This is a genomic window from Methanosarcina baikalica (assembly GCF_031461075.1).
Taxonomy (GTDB): Archaea; Halobacteriota; Methanosarcinia; order Methanosarcinales; family Methanosarcinaceae; genus Methanosarcina; species Methanosarcina baikalica.
On the sequence record NZ_JAVKPK010000008.1, the window covers coordinates 24,703 to 47,805 of the forward strand.

General features: G+C 42.5%; 20 protein-coding genes. 11 read left to right on the forward strand and 9 right to left on the reverse strand.

Features of this window, described 5'->3' with window-relative positions; genetic code table 11:
• Positions 1-63: 63 nt before the first annotated feature.
• Positions 64-570, reverse strand: a complete 507-nt coding sequence (locus RG963_RS03115; protein ID WP_310574816.1) for a hypothetical protein — start codon at positions 568-570, stop codon at positions 64-66.
• A gap of 562 nt (positions 571-1,132) precedes the next feature.
• Here RG963_RS03115 and RG963_RS03120 point away from each other — a divergent pair.
• The 9 genes from RG963_RS03120 to RG963_RS03160 all read left to right on the forward strand — a co-directional run bounded on the left by RG963_RS03120 (position 1,133) and on the right by RG963_RS03160 (position 7,914).
• Positions 1,133-1,453 (forward strand): hypothetical protein, encoded by a 321-nt coding sequence (locus RG963_RS03120; protein WP_310574817.1) that lies wholly within the window; start codon positions 1,133-1,135, stop codon positions 1,451-1,453.
• A gap of 153 nt (positions 1,454-1,606) precedes the next feature.
• A complete protein-coding gene (locus RG963_RS03125) occupies positions 1,607-2,266 on the forward strand; it encodes an SdpI family protein (protein ID WP_310574818.1) in 660 nt (219 codons plus the stop codon).
• A 122-nt stretch (positions 2,267-2,388) separates the two neighbouring features.
• Complete coding sequence (locus RG963_RS03130) at positions 2,389-2,871, forward strand: FKBP-type peptidyl-prolyl cis-trans isomerase (RefSeq protein ID WP_310574819.1); 483 nt, start codon at positions 2,389-2,391, stop codon at positions 2,869-2,871.
• Positions 2,868-3,443 (forward strand): FKBP-type peptidyl-prolyl cis-trans isomerase, encoded by a 576-nt coding sequence (locus RG963_RS03135; protein ID WP_310574820.1) that lies wholly within the window; start codon positions 2,868-2,870, stop codon positions 3,441-3,443. Before RG963_RS03130 ends, RG963_RS03135 begins: the two co-directional genes overlap by 4 nt.
• Before the next feature lie 128 nt (positions 3,444-3,571).
• Positions 3,572-4,069, forward strand: a complete 498-nt coding sequence (locus tag RG963_RS03140) for an FKBP-type peptidyl-prolyl cis-trans isomerase (RefSeq protein WP_310574821.1) — start codon at positions 3,572-3,574, stop codon at positions 4,067-4,069.
• A gap of 3 nt (positions 4,070-4,072) precedes the next feature.
• A complete protein-coding gene (locus tag RG963_RS03145) occupies positions 4,073-4,483 on the forward strand; it encodes a hypothetical protein (RefSeq protein ID WP_310574822.1) in 411 nt (136 codons plus the stop codon).
• 61 nt (positions 4,484-4,544) lie between these two features.
• The gene (locus RG963_RS03150) at positions 4,545-5,723 is read left to right on the forward strand and encodes an NDP-sugar synthase (RefSeq protein WP_310574823.1); all 1,179 of its coding nucleotides are present in this window, start codon (positions 4,545-4,547) and stop codon (positions 5,721-5,723) included.
• Positions 5,724-6,050: 327 nt separating this feature from the next.
• Positions 6,051-7,145, forward strand: coding sequence for a lysylphosphatidylglycerol synthase transmembrane domain-containing protein (locus RG963_RS03155; RefSeq protein WP_310574824.1), 1,095 nt, complete (start codon positions 6,051-6,053; stop codon positions 7,143-7,145).
• A 172-nt stretch (positions 7,146-7,317) separates the two neighbouring features.
• Positions 7,318-7,914, forward strand: coding sequence for a diacylglycerol/polyprenol kinase family protein (locus RG963_RS03160; protein ID WP_310574825.1), 597 nt, complete (start codon positions 7,318-7,320; stop codon positions 7,912-7,914).
• A gap of 200 nt (positions 7,915-8,114) precedes the next feature.
• On the opposite strand, the gene RG963_RS03165 is transcribed toward RG963_RS03160, so the two are convergent.
• From RG963_RS03165 to RG963_RS03195, 7 genes are all read right to left on the reverse strand, one after another.
• Positions 8,115-10,610, reverse strand: coding sequence for a vWA domain-containing protein (locus RG963_RS03165; protein WP_310574826.1), 2,496 nt, complete (start codon positions 10,608-10,610; stop codon positions 8,115-8,117).
• Positions 10,607-12,484 carry a DUF7408 domain-containing protein gene (locus RG963_RS03170; protein WP_310574855.1) on the reverse strand — a complete coding sequence of 626 codons (1,878 nt, stop codon included), beginning with the start codon at positions 12,482-12,484 and terminating at the stop codon, positions 10,607-10,609. Before RG963_RS03170 ends, RG963_RS03165 begins: the two co-directional genes overlap by 4 nt.
• Before the next feature lie 2 nt (positions 12,485-12,486).
• Positions 12,487-13,368 carry a DUF58 domain-containing protein gene (locus RG963_RS03175; RefSeq protein ID WP_310574827.1) on the reverse strand — a complete coding sequence of 294 codons (882 nt, stop codon included), beginning with the start codon at positions 13,366-13,368 and terminating at the stop codon, positions 12,487-12,489.
• Positions 13,369-13,506: 138 nt separating this feature from the next.
• Positions 13,507-14,481, reverse strand: coding sequence for an AAA family ATPase (locus RG963_RS03180; RefSeq protein ID WP_310574828.1), 975 nt, complete (start codon positions 14,479-14,481; stop codon positions 13,507-13,509).
• Positions 14,482-14,680: 199 nt separating this feature from the next.
• Positions 14,681-15,529, reverse strand: a complete 849-nt coding sequence (locus tag RG963_RS03185) for a DUF7502 family protein (RefSeq protein WP_310574829.1) — start codon at positions 15,527-15,529, stop codon at positions 14,681-14,683.
• 260 nt (positions 15,530-15,789) lie between these two features.
• Positions 15,790-16,677 carry a prephenate dehydratase gene (gene pheA / locus RG963_RS03190; RefSeq protein WP_310574830.1) on the reverse strand — a complete coding sequence of 296 codons (888 nt, stop codon included), beginning with the start codon at positions 16,675-16,677 and terminating at the stop codon, positions 15,790-15,792.
• A 455-nt stretch (positions 16,678-17,132) separates the two neighbouring features.
• The gene (locus tag RG963_RS03195; RefSeq protein ID WP_310574831.1) at positions 17,133-18,635 is read right to left on the reverse strand and encodes a DUF4139 domain-containing protein; all 1,503 of its coding nucleotides are present in this window, start codon (positions 18,633-18,635) and stop codon (positions 17,133-17,135) included.
• Positions 18,636-18,899: 264 nt separating this feature from the next.
• On the opposite strand from RG963_RS03195, the gene RG963_RS03200 reads away from it, so the two are divergent.
• Positions 18,900-20,387 carry a PGF-pre-PGF domain-containing protein gene (locus RG963_RS03200; protein ID WP_310574832.1) on the forward strand — a complete coding sequence of 496 codons (1,488 nt, stop codon included), beginning with the start codon at positions 18,900-18,902 and terminating at the stop codon, positions 20,385-20,387.
• A gap of 147 nt (positions 20,388-20,534) precedes the next feature.
• Here RG963_RS03200 and RG963_RS03205 read toward each other — a convergent pair whose 3' ends face one another.
• Positions 20,535-21,476 carry a nucleotidyltransferase domain-containing protein gene (locus tag RG963_RS03205; protein ID WP_310574833.1) on the reverse strand — a complete coding sequence of 314 codons (942 nt, stop codon included), beginning with the start codon at positions 21,474-21,476 and terminating at the stop codon, positions 20,535-20,537.
• 349 nt (positions 21,477-21,825) lie between these two features.
• On the opposite strand from RG963_RS03205, the gene RG963_RS03210 reads away from it, so the two are divergent.
• Positions 21,826-23,103 carry a M20 metallopeptidase family protein gene (locus RG963_RS03210; protein ID WP_310574834.1) on the forward strand — a complete coding sequence of 426 codons (1,278 nt, stop codon included), beginning with the start codon at positions 21,826-21,828 and terminating at the stop codon, positions 23,101-23,103.

Here is a 23,103-nt window from a genome sequence, read left to right on the forward strand (position 1 = left end):
ACAAAATTAATAATATAATTTACGAAACGTGCTACCCGGGGGAAATATATATAGGTGAGTGGTTCAGCATTTTTCGGTGTACCCTGATTTGAGATATTTTTCATTATGAATACTCCTTTCCATTAATTCTCTCTGTCCAATATTGTCTTCTCCCCATTTTCGTTTCACTTCTTCACTCCATTGGAGTTTACCATCTCCAATCATAGACTTTGGAATTGCAAAAATGTTTGCTCTTATGTTTCTAGAAGTGTTGCACTTTAACCATTTATATTGATTTGTTTCCGTATCATACGCCATGTGGTAATCAAGTCTAAGCTCGCTGAGTATCTCGGAGGATTTACAGTAAATTTGTTTTTGTCCTTCCGTTGGCTCTTTTCTTTGCCTCCGCTTTCTCTTTTCTATTTCAATTTCTTCTTTTCTTATGTCTTCCAGATACCATAAACTTCTATCAACTTCACTTTTAAATACGATCAGATGCCATTTTAGAGACAGTGAATACTGCTTTTTCATAAGCCCATGTAATTCGGCGATTAGATCAAAGTCGTTTGTTATGCTTTCAATTTCTTTCATTAGTTGTTTCATTCTGGCCAGATTTGTCTTCTGTCTTTCTTGACTTGTTACCATAACTACCCACGACATATTCATTTTTATTACACTGTTATGCACGAAATCATACTTTAAACCTTTGTTAGTAAAGGATAAAATGTGAAAATTAGCCAAAAAATAGAAGGAATAAAGGAACTAATTCTTACCTTCAAAATTGTATAAGGAAAGTAAACTATAGGGAATTAAAGTATTTTTTATCTGAGCGTCAATTAAGGGAGTTTTTAAGAGTAAATGAGTTTTATTCATCTACTGACTGAAAAAATTTGAGGTCACATATTCTATATTATATCGATTTCTTTAGTCTATTACGTTCCTCTATCTCTTTTTAGTTCTATCGTGGGGTCTGGTAGAGAAGGAAGGATTCAGTGAGTTTGAATTCCCCCAATATTTCCAATTTTTGCGAATCATTCAGATTGATCTTTTTATTTGTTTATAAACTCCGCAGCAAATCGCAAATGGCGTAACCAGTCTGTATCTTAGCTAACCTCCTGGCACGGTCAATACTGGGGGATAGGGAGAATCCACGATGGAAAATCCTCTCGGGTATCATGGGGACCCTTATTGGGATTCTTGTGTTCGCATATCCATTAAGCCCTTTTGTCATCCTGACCTTTCTTATTATATTACTCGGGGTATGGAGTGTGATATATGGTTCAAACTTGCCTGGGCGTTTAAGGGAGGGGGTATAGGAATGGATGTCCTCGGGCTCCTGACAATTATCCTTGGCATACTCTTGCTCCTTAATCCTCTTGCCGGCGCTGTTATCCTTCCCTGGGTATATGTTTTCTCTCTTATTGTAGGTGGGTGGAATTGCAGCATTAATAGGTGGACTCAGTATGAGGTCTGATAAATCTTCCTCACATGCAGGATAAAGGTCCCGAACAGGATGAAAGGCACTTCAGGCCAGGTACTCCCGCCGTATCCCTGAGATACCTTAAAGTATCCTCATACCTCTAAGCCTCCACATTTTTTAAATATTTGAAAAATCTTAATAGTCTGCATGCGCAAAACCAAAGTCACAATTACAGGACTGATTTTTCTTTCCTTCATAATTTCAATCTATTTTTTTCCGCTGGTGCCTGAACAGATGGCAACTCACTGGGACTCTCAGGGAGAGGTAAACGGTTATATGTCGAAGCTCTGGGGGCTCTTTTTCATGCCGTTAGTGATTACCGGACTTGCAATTATGTTTCTGGTAATTCCAAGAATCGACCCGAAGAAAGAAAATATAGCAAAATTCAGGAAGTATTATGACCGATTTATATTTCTTTTGATTTTTTTTCTGATTGCCGTTCATCTCCAGGTACTGCTCTGGAACATAGGGATCCGAATTAGCCCGAATGCCGTGTTTCCTGTGGGAATAGGGCTTCTGTTTTACTACATAGGGGTTCTTATGGAAAATGCAGAGAGAAACTGGTTCATCGGCATCAGGACTCCCTGGACCCTCAGCAGCGACAGAGTCTGGAGAAAAACTAATAGGCTAGGAGGAAAATTATTCAGGATTGCAGGGATATCTGCTATTTTTGGAGTTTTTTTCCCTAAACTTGCATTTTTTTTCACTATTGTGCCTGCGCTGTTTGTTGCCGGGTTCACAGTTGTTTACTCATATATTGAGTATCAAAAAGAACTGAAAAATCCTCAATCTCAAATCAAAACTTAAAAAGAGAACGCTTTAAGGATTTCTGCATATTCCAATTCCTGAAATCCTTATTTACTCGGTTTCTGGCTTTTTATTTATCAGCACTTTTATCTAACATGTTCTCTTTTGTTTTATTGATTTTTATGGCCGAGGATATAACAAATGATTCCAGCAAAAAAATTGAAAATGGGGATACCATTTCCGTTCATTATGTAGGTAAACTTGAAAATGGCACCGTTTTCGATACATCCGTAAAGGAAGCAGCCGTTGAGGCAGAGATCTACAATGACATGAGAAGCTATCAACCTCTGACATTTACCGTTGGCGCAGGCCAGATGATAAAAGGCTTTGACGAAGGGGTTGTCGGGATGAGAGTAGGAGAAGAAAAAATTCTTAAAATTCCACCCGAAGAAGCATATGGCGAGTGCATAGAAGATCTCTTAAGGGAACTGCCGGTTGAAGCTGTTAATTTTAATCCGGAAGTTGGAATGCAGCTGGTGACAGAAACCGGCCTCAAAGGCATTGTCACAGAAGTAGGCGAGAAAAATTTTGTTGTGGATTTTAACCACGAACTTGCAGGCAAGACCCTGATATTCGAAGTCAAAGTAGTTTCCATGGAGGTATGAAAAGAATGAAAGTCCGGAACGGAGCAATTTTATTCATATCGATACTGCTCCTTGGAAGCATACTCCTTGGAAGCGGTTGCACGGATAAAGGGAACGTAAACGAGACTGGAGACAGCAGAATAGTAAAAACTGGAGACACCGTCCAGGTAGACTACACCGGAAAGCTCGAAAACGGAACGGTTTTTGACACTTCGATAGAAGAAGTTGCAAAGCAGGCTGGTACATACGACTCTAACAGGACTTACACTCCTCTAACATTTGTGGCTGGGACAGGCCAGATGATCAAGGGCTTTGACGAAGGTGTGATCGGGATGAAAGTGGGAGAAGAAAAAACTATCACAATCCCACCTGAAGAAGCTTATGGAGAATACGACAAATCAAAGATCCTGGCAATTCCTATAAAAGAATTAAATCTAACCGAAACTCCAGAAGTCGGGCAAACACTTAGAGATATGTACGGAAATCCGTTCAAAGTAATTGCCGTGAATGACACGCATGTTACTCTTGACCTCAACCGCGAGCTCGCAGGTAAGACCCTGGTTTTTGATATAAAACTCGTCTCTATAGAATAAATTTAAGTTCTTGAAAATCAAATTGAGAGTTTGTAGAATTTATTTTAGAGTTATGCGTCCTTTCGGCACAATAGAACATTTTAGGGAGATTGAAGTGCCGAAAGGAAAATACTGAGGGGAAAAAGCTAATGGAAAATTTTCGTACTGTGAAAGAGGGAGATTATCTTCTTATTGATTACACTGGAAAATTAGAGGACGGGACAGTCTTCGATACCACGTCAAAGGAAAAAGCCATTAAAGCAGGAATATATTGTGAAGAAAAGGAATACAGGCCTTTGTTTTTCAGGGCATATACAGGTCAGGTTATAAAAGGTATCGATGTGGGCGTTCTCGGAATGAAAGAAGGAGAAGAAAAAACCCTTAAAATCTCACCTGAAGATGCCTACGGAGAACATAAGAAGTATCTTATTCAGGATATACCTCTCTCCAGGCTTGGGCTACAGTTTCCTCCTGAAACTGAAACAAAAATCCTAACGCCCGGAGGGAAGGAGGTTAAAGTGCTCAGTTCCACAGAAACTTCTGCCACTCTGGACTTCAACCATGAACTTGCAGGCAAAACCCTGATTCTTGAAATAAAACTTGTTTCAATTGTAAGCTTATTCCAGAACCCGCAAAATAGGTGGTGAGTTATGGAAAAGGAAGAGAAAGTCATGGTAATGCTGTTATTTATGACACTATCTTCTCTTATGACAGCGTATCTTTGTTTCGGATCAGAACTTGCAGACTCCGGACAAAAGTCCGGCGGAGAAGCCAGACAGTATACCCGGGAATCCAATGAAGGGGGAAAGGTATTCCTTGAAGCTGAAGTCCTGAGCAAACGGTTTACTTATACAGGGGAACACCTGCTTTTACAGGTGAACTGCAACTCCGAAGTCCTTAGCGTTTTTATCCCGAAAGCTGCAGGTGCTGAAGCGCTGAACATGTCAATCAGGGAAGGGGATCTGATCGGTTTAACAGGCACCGTCTCTGAGTATGAAGGGAAAAGGGAAATCAAGGTAGAAAGAAAAGAAGATGTTGTTCTGGATAACCGTCATCAATAATCTCTCAAATAAAGACCACAGATCGTTAATGATATATTCATATAATAACATTTGAGAAAACATGAAAGCATGTATCATGTGCGGAGGGGCAGGGACAAGACTCAGGCCGCTGACATTCAAGCACCCTAAACCGAGCATACCGATTCTTAATAAACCATCAGTCCTACATCTGATTGAGCATCTTTCAAGAGAAGGGTTCAATGAAATAGTCATGACCCTGGGGTATATGGGAGAGCGGATAGAAGAACAGCTCGGAGACGGGCACATGTTCGGGGTGCATATTGATTACGTATATGAAAAAGAAAAGCTTGGAACTGCAGGCGGGGTTAAAAATGCCGTTAAATACCTGAAAGACGAGCCATTTATTGTGCTCGGTGGAGATCACGTCCTTAACCTCAACCTGAGAGAAATGTACCGTTTCCATGAAACAAACGATGCCCTTGTGACCATAGGACTTATTTCTATTGATGACCCCAGAGAATTTGGAATTGCGGATATGGATATTAATAACCGGATCCACCGCTTCTTTGAAAAACCGAAAGCAGGCCAGATATTCAGTAACCTTGCAAGCACAGGCATTTATGTCTGCGACTCTTCGATTTTCGAATGGATACCTGAAAACAAAAAATACGATTTTGCAAAAGATCTCTTTCCCTCCCTGCTTACTGCCGACGAAAAAATCAATGGAGTGCTTGTTCGGGGAAAATGGACTGATGTAGGAAGTTCGGCAGCTTACAGACAGGCCCAACGCTGGATGCTCGACGCCCTTCCGGGAACGACAATTGAGGGGAATTTTACAACCAGAAACGCAAGAATAAAAGGCCCCTTATCCATAGGAAGCAACGTGTCCATAGGTTCGAATTCTTCCCTTGTAGGGCCAATAGTTATAGGGGAAAACACAACAATCGGCGACAATGTCCTTATAGGGCCTTACAGTGTTATAGGCTCGAACTGCAACATAGATGATCATGCAAAGATTCTTTCATCTTACCTTTTTGATAATGTTTCCATAGGAAAGGATTCCAATATCTCAGGCGGTGTGGTAGCAGACGAAACAATTGTAGGAGAACACTGCTTCCTTGAAAATGGAACCGTTATAGGGCATAAAGTAATTATTGGAAATAACTCGACAATACATTCCGGAGTTAAAGTCTGGCCTGAAGTCAAGATAGATAACAACTCAAGCATAAAAGATACTTTAATCAATTCCGATTATGACATTACCAACGAAGGCTCCTGAAATACACGTTTAAAAGAACCGAAACCAAAACCAAATTGAATTTAGAGGGTTTGAATTCAGCTTAATTTGTTTAGACAAGCAGGTTTAGTCTAATTCAAATCTAACTTTTTTCATGTGTATACCTTCCTTAATTATCTCTCGTTTTCCCGGAATCGTTCACTTATTTTTGAGCTGGTTCTCAATTACTATCCCAATAACTTCTCAAACATATACATAATAATTTAAACCAGCACGCCATAGATGCTTGCTCTGCAACTAATATATATTGGGAAATAAAATTTTTCAACTAGAAGGCAATTCTGCCAAAAAAAATTCATATAGATTGTCATGAACAAATACCAAAAATGGCTTATTACAGCCCTGATCATAAGTGCGGTATCAATTGTCCTGGTTACTGGTTTGACTTTTGATTCCGATACTCTTGAGGCTCTGAGGAATATCAAACTGGAATATATTCTGGCTGCAGCTCTTTCTCACATTTTTTTATACTTTATCTGGAGTTTTCGAACCCGGGCTCTCTGTAAAGCTCTTGGTTATAGAGTTAGCGTAATGAAGTTAACCGAAATAGTCATCTCAAGCACTTTTGTGTCTGGAATTACTCCTTCTTGTGCAGGGGGAGATCTGCTGAGAATGCATCTTCTGAATAAAAATGGGATTCCTCTGGGTAGGGCGACTGCGATCGTTGTAGGTGAGCGCCTTCTTGATGCTCTATTTATATTTTCTTCCCTGCCTTTTGCCCTTTATATTCTGGGAGATATGCTTTTGAATTATAAATTCGATGCAGCTTTCTTAATAGCAAATTCTCTGGTTTTTACAATTCTCATGTTCTTTATTTATGGAATCTGGAAACCCGAAAAAGTAAAACATATAATTCACAGGATTGCAGGCAAGCTTGCTCCTTTTTTTGGAAAGCGGACCGATAATGCGTTTTCTCATTTCATGGACCAGATAGATGGGGAAATTGATCATTTCCATGATAGTGTCAGGATCTTTTTTTCGGAAGGAAGAAAAGGGGTTCTCTGGGGAATGGTTTATACTCTTCTTTTCTGGATTGTGGACTTTTCCCTGCTTGTCTTTATCCTCATGGGTCTTTCACAAAAACCTTCTCTCCTTATCGTTTTTGCAGCTCAGGTGCTACTGACAGTGATCTTGTTAGTTCCCGCAACGCCCGGGGCAAGTGGGGTCGCGGAATTAGGAGCGGCTTCTATCTTTTTAATCTTCGTAAGTTCGCCTGTCCTGGGAATTACAGTGCTTGCCTGGAGAGCTCTGACATACCATATGAATATGCTTCTAGGAGGCATTATGAGCCTGAAAATACTTAGGGACATGGATCTGATTAAAAAACTGACCGAGAATTCTAAGCCGATAGGAGATCCTAAAAAACTGACTGGGGATTCGGCCGAACTCAAAAAGGACACCTGAGGCAAGATTTTGATCAGGCAAAACTCCTGTGCACTGCACAGGAAAATGCTAACTAAATAATGCTAAATAAATAACGGGGATGATTTTCCTGAAATTAATCAGCCTGTAAGGAAGATCTTTTGTAACCTGATAAAGATATATTTATATTTCATCCTCACAAACTCCTTCTAGAATGCCCTCCAGAGAATTTTTCCTTGAAGCCCGGAGAAAAGGTGTGCACCTGGTCTCAACCCTGATCGTGCTCATCTATGAATTTTTCGGAAAAGAAGTCGTTCTCTGGGTACTGATGTCTTTTCTTGTAACGGTTCTCATTCTTGACTACTTCAGGCTCGAGCACGACGTGAGAATACCTTTTTTCTACATAATGTATCGGGAGCATGAAGCCGACCGCTTAGGAGGCCACATATTCTTTGCGCTCGGAGCAATTTCGGTAATAGCTCTCTTCACCAAAGAAATAGCATATGCAGCAGTCCTTATGACCACTTTCGGGGATCTGGCTGCAGCCCTTATAGGAAAATTCTATGGAAAAAGGAGAGTTTTTCAAAAAATATTTAAAAACGATAAATCAATTGAAGGTTCCGCTTCCGAATTTACGATTGATTTTTTTATAGGGCTGCTTATTATCGGGAACCCTATTGTTTCCTTGATAATGGCTTTTTTTGCAACCCTTACGGAAACTGCAGTCAATAAAATTGATGATAACCTTATGGTGCCGGTTTTCGCCGGTTTTTTCGGGCAGATAACCCTAAATCTTCTAGCATATTTATAACAATTTTTCACAGATTATCCTGCGATTTTAAGATTTTCCAAAGAGTAGTCGGTGAAATATTTTTTTAAATGTAGGGGAGAGAACTATGAGAAAAATAACAAACAGAAATAAAAGGGAAAAAAGCAGGTGAAACTTCAGAGACTTCTCAATTCCGGGTTTTCATTCCTGACAAAAGTAGAAAAAAAGCCCGTAATGGGCTCTCAAGCTTCTGTTTCAATCTCCCCCTGCATATTCTTGAATTTTCTCATTTCCTTTATGCGCCTGGCAATGATTTCACCGAGGTAGAGCACAAGAGCTGCAAGGAGCACATATATTTTCAAGCTTACTGGCTCGTTTGATTGCCTTTCCGAGTTCTGCCTGGCATCTTTCAGGAGAAGGGCTCTTGCATCCTTCTCATTATAAATTTTCCCTCCGGTTGCAAGGATAAGAGGCTCTATATCCTTATTGAGCCCGATATCCCTGAACTCAAGCTGGTAATTTACCGCAAGCGGATAGCCGGAGATATCGTGAATTCCGATATTTTCGGGATTTACGCTTGCCTCATATGTGTTCCTTCCGGTTAGAGCAAGATCCAGGGGGCTTCCGTCCAGTTTCAGTTGCGGGATTCCCTCATCGTACATCGTAAGAATGAGGTCGGAAGGAGTTCCGAGCCAGGTATCCGGGCCGTCCAGGACAGCCCCTTCTTCAGCTCTCGGGTTTCCTATTGCCCAGTTCGTAGTGCCTGAAATAAGTTTGGCATTCGACCCGTTATAAAGAACAGACGCCCAGCGAGAACCTTCACCTTCTCCATTGTCCGTGGTAAGGGCTGCAACTCTACCGAGCCCGAAGCGCCATGTGGTGAGCACAGGCTTTCCTGTCGTGGTAATAACCAGGCGCTCAGCTCCTGCCTTTGGGGTCACATCATTATATCCTGTAATATTGGCAGTAAGGTTTACATCTTTCGTGATGAAGCTATCTGGAGAATAAGCATAGAGAGAATAATCAGGCGTTACATTTTCTTCATTCTCTTTTTCTTCTTCCGGAGACTCTTCAGTTGTCCCAAAATCAAAATTTACCCTTTCTGGCTCCTGACCAGTTTCTGTCACATTGATTCGCTTATAGTTATTTTCAAGTCCAAGTTCCTTCATTAACATCTCAGCATAGAAATTTCTGGCTTTATCAGTTTGCGAAGGAGCTGCCGAGTGTACATGGATAAAGTACAGGTTTACACCGAGTTTCTGCAGGTCTTTTGCAGCCTGAAGGCTTGGTTCGTAGGACTCCTCGATTCCTCCGTCCGAAATTATAATGGCATCAAGTTCGCCATCTTTGCCTGCAAGCATCTGTTTTGCGCCTATAAGCCCCTGATCAAGTGAAGTCTTGCTCTGTTCGTCGCTGGTCAACCGCGAGATTTTGTCTTCCATAATCGCCCGGTTCTGAGGAAGCCCCAAAGACAAAAATCCTCCAAAAATATCATAATCCTTGCTTCCGAAAGCTATAGCCGCAGCATTTGCATCTCTGAGGTTTTCATTACGGATAATATATATAGCATTTCCGAGGATATCCCCTTGAGCTCCGTGATCCCTTGCACTTGGAGAGATGTCAAGGATCAGGACAAGGTTTCTTCCTCCCTTATATTCGGAAGGTTTTGAAAGCACAGGCAGGATTTCCTCAAGAGAAGAATTGAGGTAACTTCCGTAGTTATAAGCTTTGTCTCCTCCCACAACAGCCAGCCCGCCTCCATTGCTGACATAATTTTTGATTTCTTTCATCTGGGCTTCGGAAAGGGAACTTATAAGCTGATTGTCAAGCACCAGAACTTTGCTGCCTTCAAGAACACCTGCTCCGGGGTAACTACTGGCAACAGAAACATTATAAAGGCTATTAAGAATCTGAGCAAGGGGAGAATCAGGCTCACTCGTGACAAGAGTAAGCTTCGGTTTGGGAATTACGTACACGGATTTGGAGAACTCATTGTTAATGCTGTTCAGGTCTTCCCCTGCTGGGGTTATCTTTACACTGATATTGTGAGCGCCGAGAGTGGTGAAATCTTGATTATATGGAATAGTATAGTTTCGAGTATTCTGAGAAAAAGGTCCGCTTCGGACAAGCTCCCCGTCCACAGACACTTCAAGAGAATAACTGATATTTTGTTCAAAAGCCTGGCGGACAACTACCTCAAACTCGTTCTGGTTATCCACGACAACTGTTTTGTCCCCGATAACCTCGACGCTCAGGTCATTTGCCTTAAGTTCGGGCTGGACAAGGTAAACCGGAGTGTCGGTTTCTTTTGCAAGCTCCAGGGCATCGACAAGGCTCTTTCCTGCATTACTATTTCCATCACTGACCAGCACTATCTGGTTGCCGCTGCCTGCATACTGGGTAATGGTATCTCCAAGAAACGTTTTATCCCCGGTTAGCTGAACTAAAGTTGTGGGAGTGTTGGCTGTAAGGGCTTTATACAGTTCGGTGCCAGTTTCTTCAGGAAAAATACCCATACTTGCTGTCTGGTCCTGAACCAACACAAGTGATGGATCTTCTTCACTAGTAGTCTGTGTAACCGTAGTAAAGGGAGCAGCCAGAGCAAGTACAAGGAGGACAGCGACAAGCATCCTCCATTCTACAAGTTTCGTTTTTGTCTTCCGCAGGAAATAGAACCCGGCAATTATAACGGGAATTATGAGGAGGAGCATTTCCGGGCGTTCAAGGGATATGTTCATAATTCACCTCTCCCGCGTATGATCAAGATTTCAAGTAGTATGAGCAGGAACATAACTCCTATGAGATAATCGGTAATGTCATTTTTGGCGGTATAGGAATCTGCCTTCACAAGTTTTGGTCCGTCTTTCGCAACAGCCCGTTGGATCAATTCCGAGGCATCGACTGTAGTGTTAGATTCCTTGTCATTGTAGAGATTGACTGCAATTTTCTTCCCTGAAATCTCGTAAACCCCAACCTCATCAAAAAGGATATGGTTTGAAGTAAAAGTCTTTGAAGGAGTTTTGATTTCTTCGGTCTTCGACAGGGAGGTCAATGTGCCTGTATTCAGATTATATTCGGAAATATCTCCTGCCCCTCCGAGCCATTGGACAAGTTTAATCCAGAAGACAGGGTACTCAGGAAGGTTGTGGAAATTATTCCAGGAATTTTCTCCTAACTCATCACTTAATCCCATATAGAAAACAGTTCCCTTGCCTACCTGCCAGTAACTTAGTACAGGGACACCGTTTTCGAGAGTTACCAGGGTTGTCGAGCCGGTCCTTTCAGTTGCATTCAGATATTTGCGGACCGAGATTTCATCACTTCTAATATCCTTCGTAATGCTGCTCTGCAGAGATTCCTTAACTCCAAGTCCGTTTTCTGCCTCCTCGATTCCTATAGGCTTCACAGGCAGGATCTTGATCAGGTCAACCTCAGTTTTCTCGGGAACCAGGGCGCCGCTTACAATGAAGACTGCATTGCCCCCATTCCTGACATAGCTTTCAATTCTTTCGACCGAGTTGTTGGCAATAGGGGTTTCTTTCTGAGCAAGTACAACAAGTGTGTAATTGTCAAGTTCATCAGGCACGGATTTCGAGACCGTCAGGTTACTATCCGGGAGCAGTGAGAGTGCAGTTTTTGAAGGCAATTTCCCATTATCAGTAACATAGAGTATATGCTGCTCTGAGGTATCCGGAATAGAAATATAGGCTTTATTGTCAACAGGCAGGCTATCTTCTACATTAAGCCGAACTGTTGTGATTCCTGGCCCCAGATTTTCCAGAGTGAACTGGTTTGTCTCGCCTGCAGGGACATCAAGGGAAAAAGACGTAGAAGCATTTCCTGAAGTTCCTCTGCCGGTTTCGATCTCAACGCTTTCGTTATGGTCCCTGTAGTTTTTAATTACACCTGTATAGCCATATTTTCCGTCAGCGGCTTCGATCCAGCCATTGATAATCCCTATATTATCAGCAGGCTTTCCCACTTTTACGAAATTGACCTCAATCCCATAAGACTCAGCCAGGTTTTTGGAGGCAACAGGATCGTCTCCCTTCGAATTGGTGAAATCCGAAATAATGATAATTCTTCCTCCTTCCCTGGAGAGAAGACGCATACCTGTGGTAATTGCTGCAGACAGGTCGGCAGTGCCGGCTGCTGGCTTGACCTTCTTGAAAATATCGTGTGCAGCTGATGCGTCTCCTCCCTCAAGGGCAAGCAGAGGTGTATCGGAAGCCAGGATTATGCTATTTTTCTTACTCACATAGTCGTCAGCAATCCCAACCGCATCCTCAAAGCGGGAATCAACCTGCATACTTGCAGATGTATCAAGGATGAGCACTGTATGCTCTCCGTTCAAAGGCTCTTCCGAGTTATAGTAATAACCTGCTGCCCCAATGGAAAGAAGGATCAGCATCAGGAGCTGAATCAGGAAAAGCGGGTCCTGCACGATTTTAGTGAGCGAAGCATAAACCCGTTTTCTTTCCCTCTCAAGTTTAAGGACAAACATGAGTGAGGGGATCGAAAGCACCGCTGGTTTTGGGCGGAGCATGTAAAGAATAATAAGCGGGATGACACTCAGGAGAGCGGCAAGAGCAAATGGGTTTTCAAAAGGAATTTTTAGCGCCTCCTTCTCCTGATAGTATGGTAAAAAGCATCAAAAATAGGGGTGTCGGTTGTAAAGGTATAAAATTCGGCCCCTGCCTTCATGCAGGCTTTTTTGATCCTTGCGTTGTGGTCATCAAGCTTTCCAATATACCTTTCCTTGAATTTTTCACTTACATAAGTCCTGATCTCTTCTCCTGTTTCGAGGTCTACAAGTTTGCTGTTTCCTTTAAGTGGGAGCACTTTTTCCGTGGGATCGAGCACCTGGATCAGAATAAGGTCGTGGTCAGATAGTCTGGAAACTGCTGTTTCTATTGCCTGAGGGTCCTGAAGAAAATCCGAGATAAGGATTACAAGAGACCTGGACTTGATTTCCCGGCTGTACTTTAGGACTGCTTCCCCTATGGAAGTCCCACCGGATAATTGGAGCTCTGTCAACCTATCAATCGCCCGTAAAAGGCTTTTTCTTCCACGGCTGGGTTTGTTAATATCAACTTCCTGTGTAAACGTGGAGATTGCAAACCTGTCGTTATATTTTGTTACCATGTAGGCGTAGCCTGCAGCGAGCATTGCAGCATATTCGAACTTCGAAGTCCCCTTTTCAGGATAATCCATGCTTTTGCTGGCATCCAGAAGGATATGGGTTGTAAGGGTTTTCTCTTCCTCAAACTGCCGCACATAGAGTTTTTCAGTCCTCGCATAGGCTTTCCAGTCAATGTCTTTTAAGGCATCGCTAGAGTCATACTCTCTAAACCCGATGGTATCTATGCCGTGTCCGCTTCGGGTGGACGGACGATTTCCGGCATAAACTGTCGATACCCGCTTCCGGACAGAGAATGTAAAGCGGTCAAGCTGCCTGAAAAAGTCCGTTTCGATTTTTTGTTTTGTGCGAGTCATTCTGGATCGTCAATCAAAAAGTCCGGTTTATCCCGGACCCGGAAAACCCCTTCAGGGTCATTTAAACTTAATTTTACAGTTCAGTTTCTGGCCATCAACCCTATAATTCGGTTTCTGGCCATCACCCATGCTCAGGTTTTACTTTACTTTCTTGAGAATATCCTCAATGGCCTGGTCAGGGGTCATCCCACTTCTTTCGGCTTCGAAAGTCAGGATAAGCCTGTGGCGCAGAACCGGATATGCCATGTAATCAATATCCTCTTTGCTTACGAAATTTCTGCCTTCTATAAGGGCCCTGGCTTTTGCAGCAAGGATAATACCGATGGATGCCCTGGGAGAAGCCCCGTACTCGATATGGTCTTTGTCTTTTCTTGTCATGCCGACAATAGAAAGGACGCGCTGCTTGAGTTCCTCGGAGATAGGGACCTGCCTGGTGAGTTTCTGCAAATCGAGAAGGGTGGACTTATCCAGGCCCCTGGAAATCTTCGGGGTTTCGGATTTCGTATATCGGTTTATTATCTCCATTTCCTCTTCATAGGAGGGGTAATCTACAAGGATTTTTAAGAGAAAACGATCGAGCTGGGCTTCAGGCAGGGGATATGTGCCTTCCATTTCTATGGGGTTCTGGGTAGCAAGGATAAAGAAGGGACTGTCCAGCAGGAAGGTATCATTTCCTACTGTTACCTGTTGTTCCTGCATAGCTTCCAGCAGGGCTGACTGAGTTTTCGGAGACGCCCTGTTAACCTCATCCGCAAGGACGACATTTGCAAAAACCGGCCCCGGGGAGAACCTGAATTCTTTTCTGTTTTCTTTCTCTTCAATAACATTTGTCCCTATGATGTCAGAAGGCATAAGGTCAGGAGTACATTGAATCCTGCTGAATTTCAGGTTCATAGCCTTTGAAACAGTAGAGATCATAAGGGTTTTTCCAAGCCCTGGATTACTCTCCACGAGGGCATGTCCTTCACAGAGAATTGCAATCATAATCTGTTCGATTACTTTATTCTGGCCTACTATGACGTGCCCTATTTCTTCAAAGAAATTTTTGAAAATCCTGCCTGCGTTCTGATAGGTCGTGGCAGCTTGCCCAGAGTCCGTATTATTCTCACTCATATTTACTTCACCTGTTAATTTGCTGTTTTCGCAGATCTTGAAGCCCGCTTTCTACCGGATGTTACTTGCTCCTGCAACAGTGTACCATCCAGAACACAGCCTGTTATTCAAAAACTGTTTTTAGATAACTTTCGATTAAATTGAATCAGATAAGTCCATTTTCAGATGCATTTTCTTAATTTCAGATACATTTTCTAAATTATTCTTCTGCAAGTCCTTCAAAATAACTCTGGATAACATTCCTGTATCCTTCAGGTAGATTTTCATAATAAGCCTGGGAAGCAACCGCTTCCGGGTTTACAAGGTCTGATTGGATAAATGATTCGTTCATTTGTTTTCCTTCTTCCTGGCTTGTAAAGCCCTGGCCTGCACCCGGAGGAATCTTCAGATCAACTTCTTTGCCTTCCACCACAATAACGGCAGGTTCTCCAAAGAGGTCTTTCTGGCTGTCGTTATTCGATGTCCCGCCATTTTCCTCTACAGGGAAGAGGTCGGTATTTGAATCCGAGGCAAGGGGGATTTTTTCGATCACTCCGTTAAGGTCAGTGGGGCTGATAGTTGTCTGGTATCCGGTTCCGGCAACGTATGCAAGAAGAGAAACCGCGAACACTATTACAAGCAGGTTCTTTGCAAGCTTTCTCCTGTTAAGAAAGGATGAGGATTTCACAGGTTTCGAATCAATTATAACCCCGCCTATAAGATCCCGGACAATGATGTTGTCCGTATTCCGATTATCATAGGCGGTCCTTAACCTCTCCTTGAGCACAGGGTGTGTCTCTTCTAGAAGGGAAATAGCATCTTTCTTTTCAGCTCTGTAATGCCTTATGGCTGTGAGGATAAGGGAGAAAGCAAAAGCCAGGAAAATAAGCCCGAGCGTTTCAAAAATAACTCCGAAACCCAGAATATTGTATTTTGCGCCGGTATAAGGTTCGAAGGTGCTAAACATTAGGAATAAATCTCGCATGTTAAAAAGCATGAAAAGGACATAAAGGACGAGAAAAGTTGCAAGCAAGTCTGCAAAATCATAGAGTCCTCTATATTTTTTCAAAACCGATTCGTGTTTGTTTACTATATCTTCAATATTCAGAGCTATCTCGCTCCCTTTTGCAACCGGAAATGTCGGCCGTGGTAATAAGTACGAATTGTGCACGAAACATGTAAATATACTGTAGGAAGATATTCTAGAAAGATACTATAGAAAGATAGTATATAAAGGTGCACGTTCCAGGGTATGCATTTTTGCAGATTTGCACACCCATCCGAGTTTTTGTCTTTAAATTCGCACCTTTGAATATGGCAGGGATCCAATCAATATCCTTTGTCAATATTCACAGACCTGAATGTTTTAAAAGCGGGATAGGAACCCAGTATCTTTAGAGTATCAGTTTTAGCTTTTATATCTTTTAAAGCATCTTTTACAAGTGCGTCGCTGTCATGCCCTTCAAAATCGATATAGAAATAGTAGTCTCCAAGTTCCTTTTTCGAAGGTCTGGACTCGATTTTTGTCAGATTAATTTTTCTTTTTGCAAAAGTCCCGAGAATTTCATATAATGCTCCTGGTCTGTCTTTTTCCAGATAAACTATAAGGGAAGTTTTGCAGGCTGAAGAGCTGCATTTCTCAGACCCGGTTTCAGGTTCGGTCAAAGTTTTTTTTCCGGCTTTCAAAACAATGAAACGGGTGTAGTTCTCTTTCTTATCCTGAATATTTGAGAGAAGAACCTTCAGCCCGTAGCACTCTGCAGCTTCAGGGGACGCTATTGCTGCCATTTCTTCAAACTCTCCTGCAAGCCTGGCCGCATGGGAAGTGCTGCCCGTGCTCCTGAGTTCGGCATCAGGAAAATGTTTCTTCAGGAAATGTCTGCACTGGGCAAGCCCCTGAGGATGTGAAAGTATGACCCTTACCTTTTCAGGCCCGCCTTTCGAGAGCAGGCAGTGCTCGATTCTGACGACTATCTCTCCGACTATCTTAGCTTCGTTCTCTAAAAGGAGGTCGAGAGTAACGCCTACAGAACCTTCAATAGAGTTTTCTATCGGTATTATTGAGATATCCGATTTCCCCTGTACCGTCGCCAGGAACGCATCCTCTATATCTGCAAAATACCGGAGTTCTGAGCCGCTCATACTGTATTTCTGCATCCACAACTTTGCAGCTTTTTCAGAATAAGAGCCTTCGGGCCCCATTACGCCTACAATCATTTGAAGAGTTAATTGGGGGGATGGTAGTAATATTTTTTGATGCCCGAGTTGCGCCAGCAGAGTTGCGGCTCTGCAGTGCGCTGTCCTTCCCGAGTTCCGCTTCGGGAGCACGGGGTCCTTTTCGCTGCGCTCAAGAGGACTAAGAGCCTATCCGAAAAGTGATTACCTGCTGTAATTTTTACAATGTGCAATATGCAAAAACGGAACGATATTCTGATATTATATACCTATTATGACTTTTCAACATGCATTGTTGACTTTTTGGACAGGCTCTAATTTAGAGGTTAGAAAGAGTTGAAACCGTTGAAAGCACGGAAAACATGGAATAAAGGCAAAAGTGCACAATTTTTCCGTGATTCCCGTGTTTTTCATGCTTAATAGTAATTTGAATTGGGTTTTTCCGTGCTCTCATAGGTTATAGGTCCCTGATTTGGCAGCTTACTGCTGTCTTTGAGTTAATAACTGCGCTGCACGGTATAGGTGACGTTCTTTGAGCTATCAGCAGGCACGGTTACTTCCCATTCGGCAGTGTTAGCATCTTTTTTCTTATACGGGTCAGAGTTTTCGGTAATCTTCCATTCTCCATAGATCTTTTCCACAATCTTTACTTTCTGAGCTTCAGATTTGTGATTTTTGAGTTCTATTTCGTAACTCTCTTTCCAGGCATTGGTACTTACTTTATCGTAATTAGTCTGGGTTCTCTTACCTGTTACATCAAAAGCGCTTCCGACAACGACATTTATCTCCTCATCTTTTGGGGTATGGTCTATATTGTCTTCCCCGAGGAATTGAAGCTGGCCTTCGGAGTCAGCTTTGTATACCCTTAGAACACCAGCGGGAAGAGGCATTCCAAGGCCTTTTTCTTTAGAATTATTCAGGTTCAGAACAACCTGGATATCATTGCTTTTTGAAACATCAAAAACGAGTTCTTTTTCCACAGGCACTGAATCTGTGGAGAGCAGGGAAAGCTGCTTGATCTGGTTATTCTTCAGAGTAGCCGGCCTTTCAAGGGTATAAAGATGATACTCAAAAAGAGATTCCTCAACGAAACCGCCTTTGGCCTCGTCAGATACAGCCTCTGATGCTATAGTTGCTTCACCCTTATACATTTCCTGAGGTACAGCTACACGGTGAACGTCACCTGCAACCAGTTTCAGTTTGGCATTCTCATAGGTTGTTCCTGCTTTATTATCAACGGTGACCCAACCCTGAATATCAGCCTTCGTATCATCCGCACTGGTCTTTACGATATAGTTTGCTTTCCAGCTCATACCTCCTGTAAGATAAGAAGTAAGGACATCCCGATTGCCTGCAGTAGGAGAGTAGACCTGCCAGACCAGAGTAGGTTTCGTGAGCAGATCGGCAGAGTCAGGAAATTCCACTTTTGAGACTTCGGAAAGAGTTACAACCTTTCCGTCACTCAACTTGAGCACCATTCTGTCGTAATCATAGCTCATGAGAATCCCTGTATATGTATTTCCTTCTTTTTCAGTTGCAGTAATTTCCTTGTCCAGGAACTTTTCCAGAAGCTTCTGACTACTCACAAGATCGTATTCGTAGTTCTGTTCCAGTACAGCAGTATCCTTATTTTTTGTGTCCTCAAACATTACTGAAGTCGGGTCAATAAGGGCAGCAACATCCGTATATTCCACGCTGTTGACTCCAGACTTGAGATCAAGTTCCCTTTTTTCTTTTACCAGGGCAAGGTTATCATTATAAACAGTAACTTCAGTATCCGCACTCGTTCCTGCAGCCTTGGCCGTAAGGATCTCCAAAGGATTTGAAAGTTGTACCTTAGTAACCATGCTTGAACCGAATTCGATCCCGTTAGTTGCAGCTTGAGATCTATTTGCCTGAGCTGTATTTCCTGTAGAATCAGGGCACAGGAAAGCTGCAGTTGCGGTCACGATACAGACGAATACCAGCATAAGCCACACATAACTCTTCTTTATTTTCATAAAAGATAGATAGGTAACTGTCTTATTTATATCTGACTTTGACTACGGACATGTTTGAAGTTATCTGTCCGGCTTCTAATTATCTCCCAAAAGTATCACACGGTGTAAACTCTATTTTTCTGTGATAATCAAAGTAATAAAGCAGAGTACAGTTATAATAATATACACCAAAACACAATTAATAATTTTAAATAGTATTTGGAAAAAATCCGGGCAATATTTAGACAATAAAAAGATCTGGAAAATAATTAAGGATTCATTTTCATGAATATTACCAAAGTTTTCAGGGCTAAAAACTGGATCAGGTTCTCACGCTTTATTTCAGGTATCGCTCTTATTTTTCTTCTTGCAGGAACAATAATCCCTACATCGGCCGCAGGGATTGGGGCAAGCAGGGAAATATCTACCGGGACGGTTAGCCCAGGCGAAAATTTTACAGTAACCGTACATATAGGAGCAGACCAGGACGTTGAAGCCCTGACACTTGATGAAAATCTCCCTGATGGATGGCATGTAATTCGGATGGGAAATAACCGGGATACATTCCAGGAAATCAGCACTTTCAAAGAGTCAACTCTGGAGTGGATCTGGGCTGAGAACCTCTCGGCAGGGGAAGAAAAGACCATTATATATAATGTGGCCGTCCCTTCAAATTCCAAGCCTGGAAATTTCACAATCTCGGGTACGATTTCCGCTTATTCCATACCTACTGTCCCTGTGGAAGGATTTTCAGAGATAGTAGTTACTTATCCATGTGAAGCCGACTTTTCCGCAATCCCTCTCCTGGGTTCCGTACCCCTGACTGTCCAGTTCACAGACTTGTCCGCCTTCAATCCAGATTTCCGGGAATGGGACTTTGATGGAAACGGGAACATTGACTCAAACGAAAGGAATCCGGTTTACACATACGTAAACCCGGGCATCTACAATGTTACCTTTAGGGTGACTAACAGTACTTATGGAAATGACACCAGAACAAAAACAGGATATATAACCGTATTAGAGAAACCCTCCGGTTCGGAAGAAGGTGAAGGAATAAGCGGAGGAGGAAGTGGAGGCGGGGGAGGCGCAGGCTCTCCGGAATCAAGCAGGAATATAGAGCTCAAGGAAATTTCAAATGAACAGGTCTTCAAAGGAACTCACACATGTTTTACTTTTAAAGGCGGGGCAAATGAAATAGTCACTGTGGAGTTCGATCCGAAAAAGAACTTCGGAAAAACAACCGCTATTGTAGAGATGCTAAAAAATACTTCTTCAATAGTTAAGGAACCTGCCCCCGGAATGATCTACAAAAACGTAAATATCTGGGTTGGGAATAGCGGCTTTTCAAATCCTGAAAACCTTGAAAATACCAGGGTAAGTTTTAGGGTGAGCAGGGCTTGGGTTGTCGAACAGGGGATCAGCGAAAATACAGTAACTCTGTACAGGTACGGTCAGGACACATGGGACCAGTTGTCTACGGCCCTCAGCGGAGAAGACGAAGCTTATTTTTACTTTACTGCAGAAACCCCGGGGTTTTCTTCCTTTGCAATCTCAAGCACGGAAAAAAATATTCAATCTGTTGAGATTTCTACAGCCAAAAAAGGAGAAAATCAAACCCTGAATGAGGACAAACCGTCTGACAAGGTAAAAAACGGAATTTATGCTTCAGATCTCGAAAAAGAAGAAACTGAAAGCTCTCCTGGCCCTGGAATAGCCTTTGCAGGAGCTGAATTACTGATTTTGTACGGGATATTAAGGAGAAAAAAATAATCCGAAAAGAGAAGAAGATAACTGGACGAAAAAGTTGACTAACAGAACTTTTTAGTAAAAGCCGTCTTTTCTTAAGTTCCCTTTTTCTCTCAACCCGGGACTGTTTGGAGCAAAGCTCAGGTTCCTTTGTTTTGCTTTTTGCTCCTTTCAAATATATCCGCATTGCTCAAGCCAGGTAAGGGACTTTATCCATTCTCCTTTTGGCTCCCTCGAGGTACCCACGACAAGCCTCTTCATATCTCCCACCTCTTCAACAATGCCGCAGGCTTCTATAATCTCTCCGGGAAGAGCCTGGCCTGCATAGGTATGGGTGTATGAGAGCACATGGTCGATTTCATCATGTTCTACCTTATAATAAGCAGGGCTGTCAAAAGCAAAGTCAGCATTTTTGACCTCGGCTTCGATTTTCATTTTGACTGTGTCCTTTCCGCGCAGAAGAGGTTCTTTAATCTGATCCCATTCCCTCACAAAAAGAAGATCAAAATAAGTGCCTTCGACCATGCCCCTGTTGCCTTTTCTGGATTCATGCAGTATGAATTCATCAAATGAAATGTCGGGAATTCTCTTTCTGTAAATTCTCTGCCACATCTCCTCATCGATTTCTTCAATGGGCCCTTCCTGCTGTTTTGCAATAGTTATGGCATCCCGTGCCCTGAACCATAAAGGACCATAGACGACAAAATCGATATCCGAACTTTCATTCTGGAGACCTGCGAGCATAGAACCCGTAACTCCCATACTTGTCCTAGGGATTCCGGCCATATCAAGCACTTTTACGATTTCCCTCACGCGGCTATCGGAATTTACAAGTTCGGGAATCAAATCCGAAGGGCGAAGCACCTGTTTTACCTCGGATTCCGGAACGACATGGACATCCTGCACCCATTCCGGCCTGTGCTTCCTCATGAACTCGAAAGCCGGGCCAAAATCGTATTTTTTATATCTTTTCCCGTCTAATTCTCTTTCCCCATTTTCATCGGGGACATAGCGGAGTGTGGCCCGGATTCCATCGTTACGAAAATAGTCGGAAACCGCAAAAAGCCAGTTGTCTTTTGTGACAAGAAAATCCCTCAGGCGCGTTTTGAGCATTTTATACCATCCTGGAACTTATGTAAATATTTAAGAGTACTTGGATTTTAAGGAACCTTAACTGTCGGGCTTTATAATAATTTATAATAAATGGGAGGAAATGTATTGTACCATTCATGTATATAATTATCAGGTATTTTGCTTTTTGAACAAATGACTAACAAAATGGAATAATATATATCTGGAGTAACAGATACTGAAAGGATATATACCGAAGAAATCAAATAAACCACACTCAAATAAAATACCGTAAAATAAAGTATACTAAATAAAATATATTAAAATAATTCATATTAAATATTCCAAACCAGTAAACGGAATAAACTGCAGATGCAGAAAATCCGAGGTAATGCTTTTGAGAGATCACCCGAGTGCAAAAGCGCTTGAAGCCTGGCTTATACAGCTGAGACGCGAGTTTCACAGATATCCCGAACTCAGTTTTGAAGAATATGATACCCAGAAAAGAATCCTGAAAATTTTTGGAGAACTGGGAATAAAGGCCAGAAAAATTGCAGATACCGGCGTACTTGCAAGCATCCGGGGAACATTACCCGGACCCTGCATTGCCCTTCGCTCGGACACTGACGGGCTGCAGGTACAGGAAGAATTAACAGGTAGGAATAGCGACTATATTTCCAGAAAAGATGGAGTAATGCACGCCTGTGGACACGACGGACACATGGCAATGCTTTTTGGGGCTGCCAGACTTTTTCAGGAAAACAGGGATTTTCCAGGGGAGGTCCGTCTGATTTTCCAGCCTGCAGAAGAGATCCCTCCGGGTGGCTCGGAAAGGGTGATTTCCGAAGGAGGACTTGATGACGTGGATGCGGTTATGGGCATGCACATTTTTACGAATCACGAATCCGGAAGCGTGGGTTTTCGTCCAGGACCTTTCATGGCAAGCACCAACAGGTTCGAAGTTACCCTTAAAGGAAAAGGAGGCCACATTTCAAAGCCCGAAAGCTGCATTGACCCTGTACGGATGGCAACAGACTTTATAAGTAGTCTCTATCCTGCTCTGGAAAAGAAGCTTGAACCGGATAAATATGTCCTTGGAGTGGGAAGAATCCAGGGAGGAGCTCAGTTTAACAGGACTCCTGATAGTGTAGGAATTCTCGGAAGCTACCGGACTTTTGACAGGGAGACCACGGATATAATTGACAGGACGATAAAGGAGTGCCTGGACGAGGTAGTAATAAAATATATTAAACCCGGGGAAGAATTTTCAGGCTTCTCAGATTACGACCTTGATATCCTGCACGGCTATCCTGTCCTTATAAATGACCCCGTTTTCACAGATGCTGTGAATTCAAAGCTGCAAGAGAGTTTCCCGGAACTCACCATCTATCCTGAGATCGAAAAAACCTTTGCCGCCGAAGATTTCGCAAGTTATCTACAAAAAGTTCCAGGGATCTTTATTTCACTCGGTACCCGCAACCCGAAAAAAAAGATAGTAGAAATCAATCACTCATGTGCGTTTGATATTGATGAACAAATCTTAATCACCGGCACGGAGATTTTCTATACCATTTCCCTTGACTTTCTGAAAAATCCGGATAAATACCTCGATTCACAGAAATATTTTAACCCTAAAATATCAAGAAATAGCCTGAAAACACGCAGTTGA

Bases quoted from the DNA above. Each gene is read 5' to 3' on its own strand.
- RG963_RS03210 (WP_310574834.1), top strand. From the start codon at position 21,826: ATGCTTTTGAGAGATCACCCGAGTGCAAAAGCGCTTGAAGCCTGGCTT.
- RG963_RS03125 (WP_310574818.1), top strand. From the start codon at position 1,607: ATGCGCAAAACCAAAGTCACAATTACAGGACTGATTTTTCTTTCCTTC.
- RG963_RS03155 (WP_310574824.1), top strand. From the start codon at position 6,051: ATGAACAAATACCAAAAATGGCTTATTACAGCCCTGATCATAAGTGCG.
- RG963_RS03140 (WP_310574821.1), top strand. From the start codon at position 3,572: ATGGAAAATTTTCGTACTGTGAAAGAGGGAGATTATCTTCTTATTGAT.
- RG963_RS03160 (WP_310574825.1), top strand. From the start codon at position 7,318: ATGCCCTCCAGAGAATTTTTCCTTGAAGCCCGGAGAAAAGGTGTGCAC.
- RG963_RS03130 (WP_310574819.1), top strand. From the start codon at position 2,389: ATGGCCGAGGATATAACAAATGATTCCAGCAAAAAAATTGAAAATGGG.
- RG963_RS03200 (WP_310574832.1), top strand. From the start codon at position 18,900: ATGAATATTACCAAAGTTTTCAGGGCTAAAAACTGGATCAGGTTCTCA.
- RG963_RS03145 (WP_310574822.1), top strand. From the start codon at position 4,073: ATGGAAAAGGAAGAGAAAGTCATGGTAATGCTGTTATTTATGACACTA.
- RG963_RS03175 (WP_310574827.1), bottom strand. From the start codon at position 13,368: ATGACTCGCACAAAACAAAAAATCGAAACGGACTTTTTCAGGCAGCTT.
- RG963_RS03205 (WP_310574833.1), bottom strand. From the start codon at position 21,476: ATGCTCAAAACGCGCCTGAGGGATTTTCTTGTCACAAAAGACAACTGG.
- RG963_RS03120 (WP_310574817.1), top strand. From the start codon at position 1,133: ATGGAAAATCCTCTCGGGTATCATGGGGACCCTTATTGGGATTCTTGT.
- RG963_RS03135 (WP_310574820.1), top strand. From the start codon at position 2,868: ATGAAAAGAATGAAAGTCCGGAACGGAGCAATTTTATTCATATCGATA.
- RG963_RS03195 (WP_310574831.1), bottom strand. From the start codon at position 18,635: ATGAAAATAAAGAAGAGTTATGTGTGGCTTATGCTGGTATTCGTCTGT.
- RG963_RS03180 (WP_310574828.1), bottom strand. From the start codon at position 14,481: ATGAGTGAGAATAATACGGACTCTGGGCAAGCTGCCACGACCTATCAG.
- pheA (WP_310574830.1), bottom strand. From the start codon at position 16,677: ATGATTGTAGGCGTAATGGGGCCCGAAGGCTCTTATTCTGAAAAAGCT.
- RG963_RS03115 (WP_310574816.1), bottom strand. From the start codon at position 570: ATGAAAGAAATTGAAAGCATAACAAACGACTTTGATCTAATCGCCGAA.
- RG963_RS03150 (WP_310574823.1), top strand. From the start codon at position 4,545: ATGAAAGCATGTATCATGTGCGGAGGGGCAGGGACAAGACTCAGGCCG.
- RG963_RS03165 (WP_310574826.1), bottom strand. From the start codon at position 10,610: ATGAACATATCCCTTGAACGCCCGGAAATGCTCCTCCTCATAATTCCC.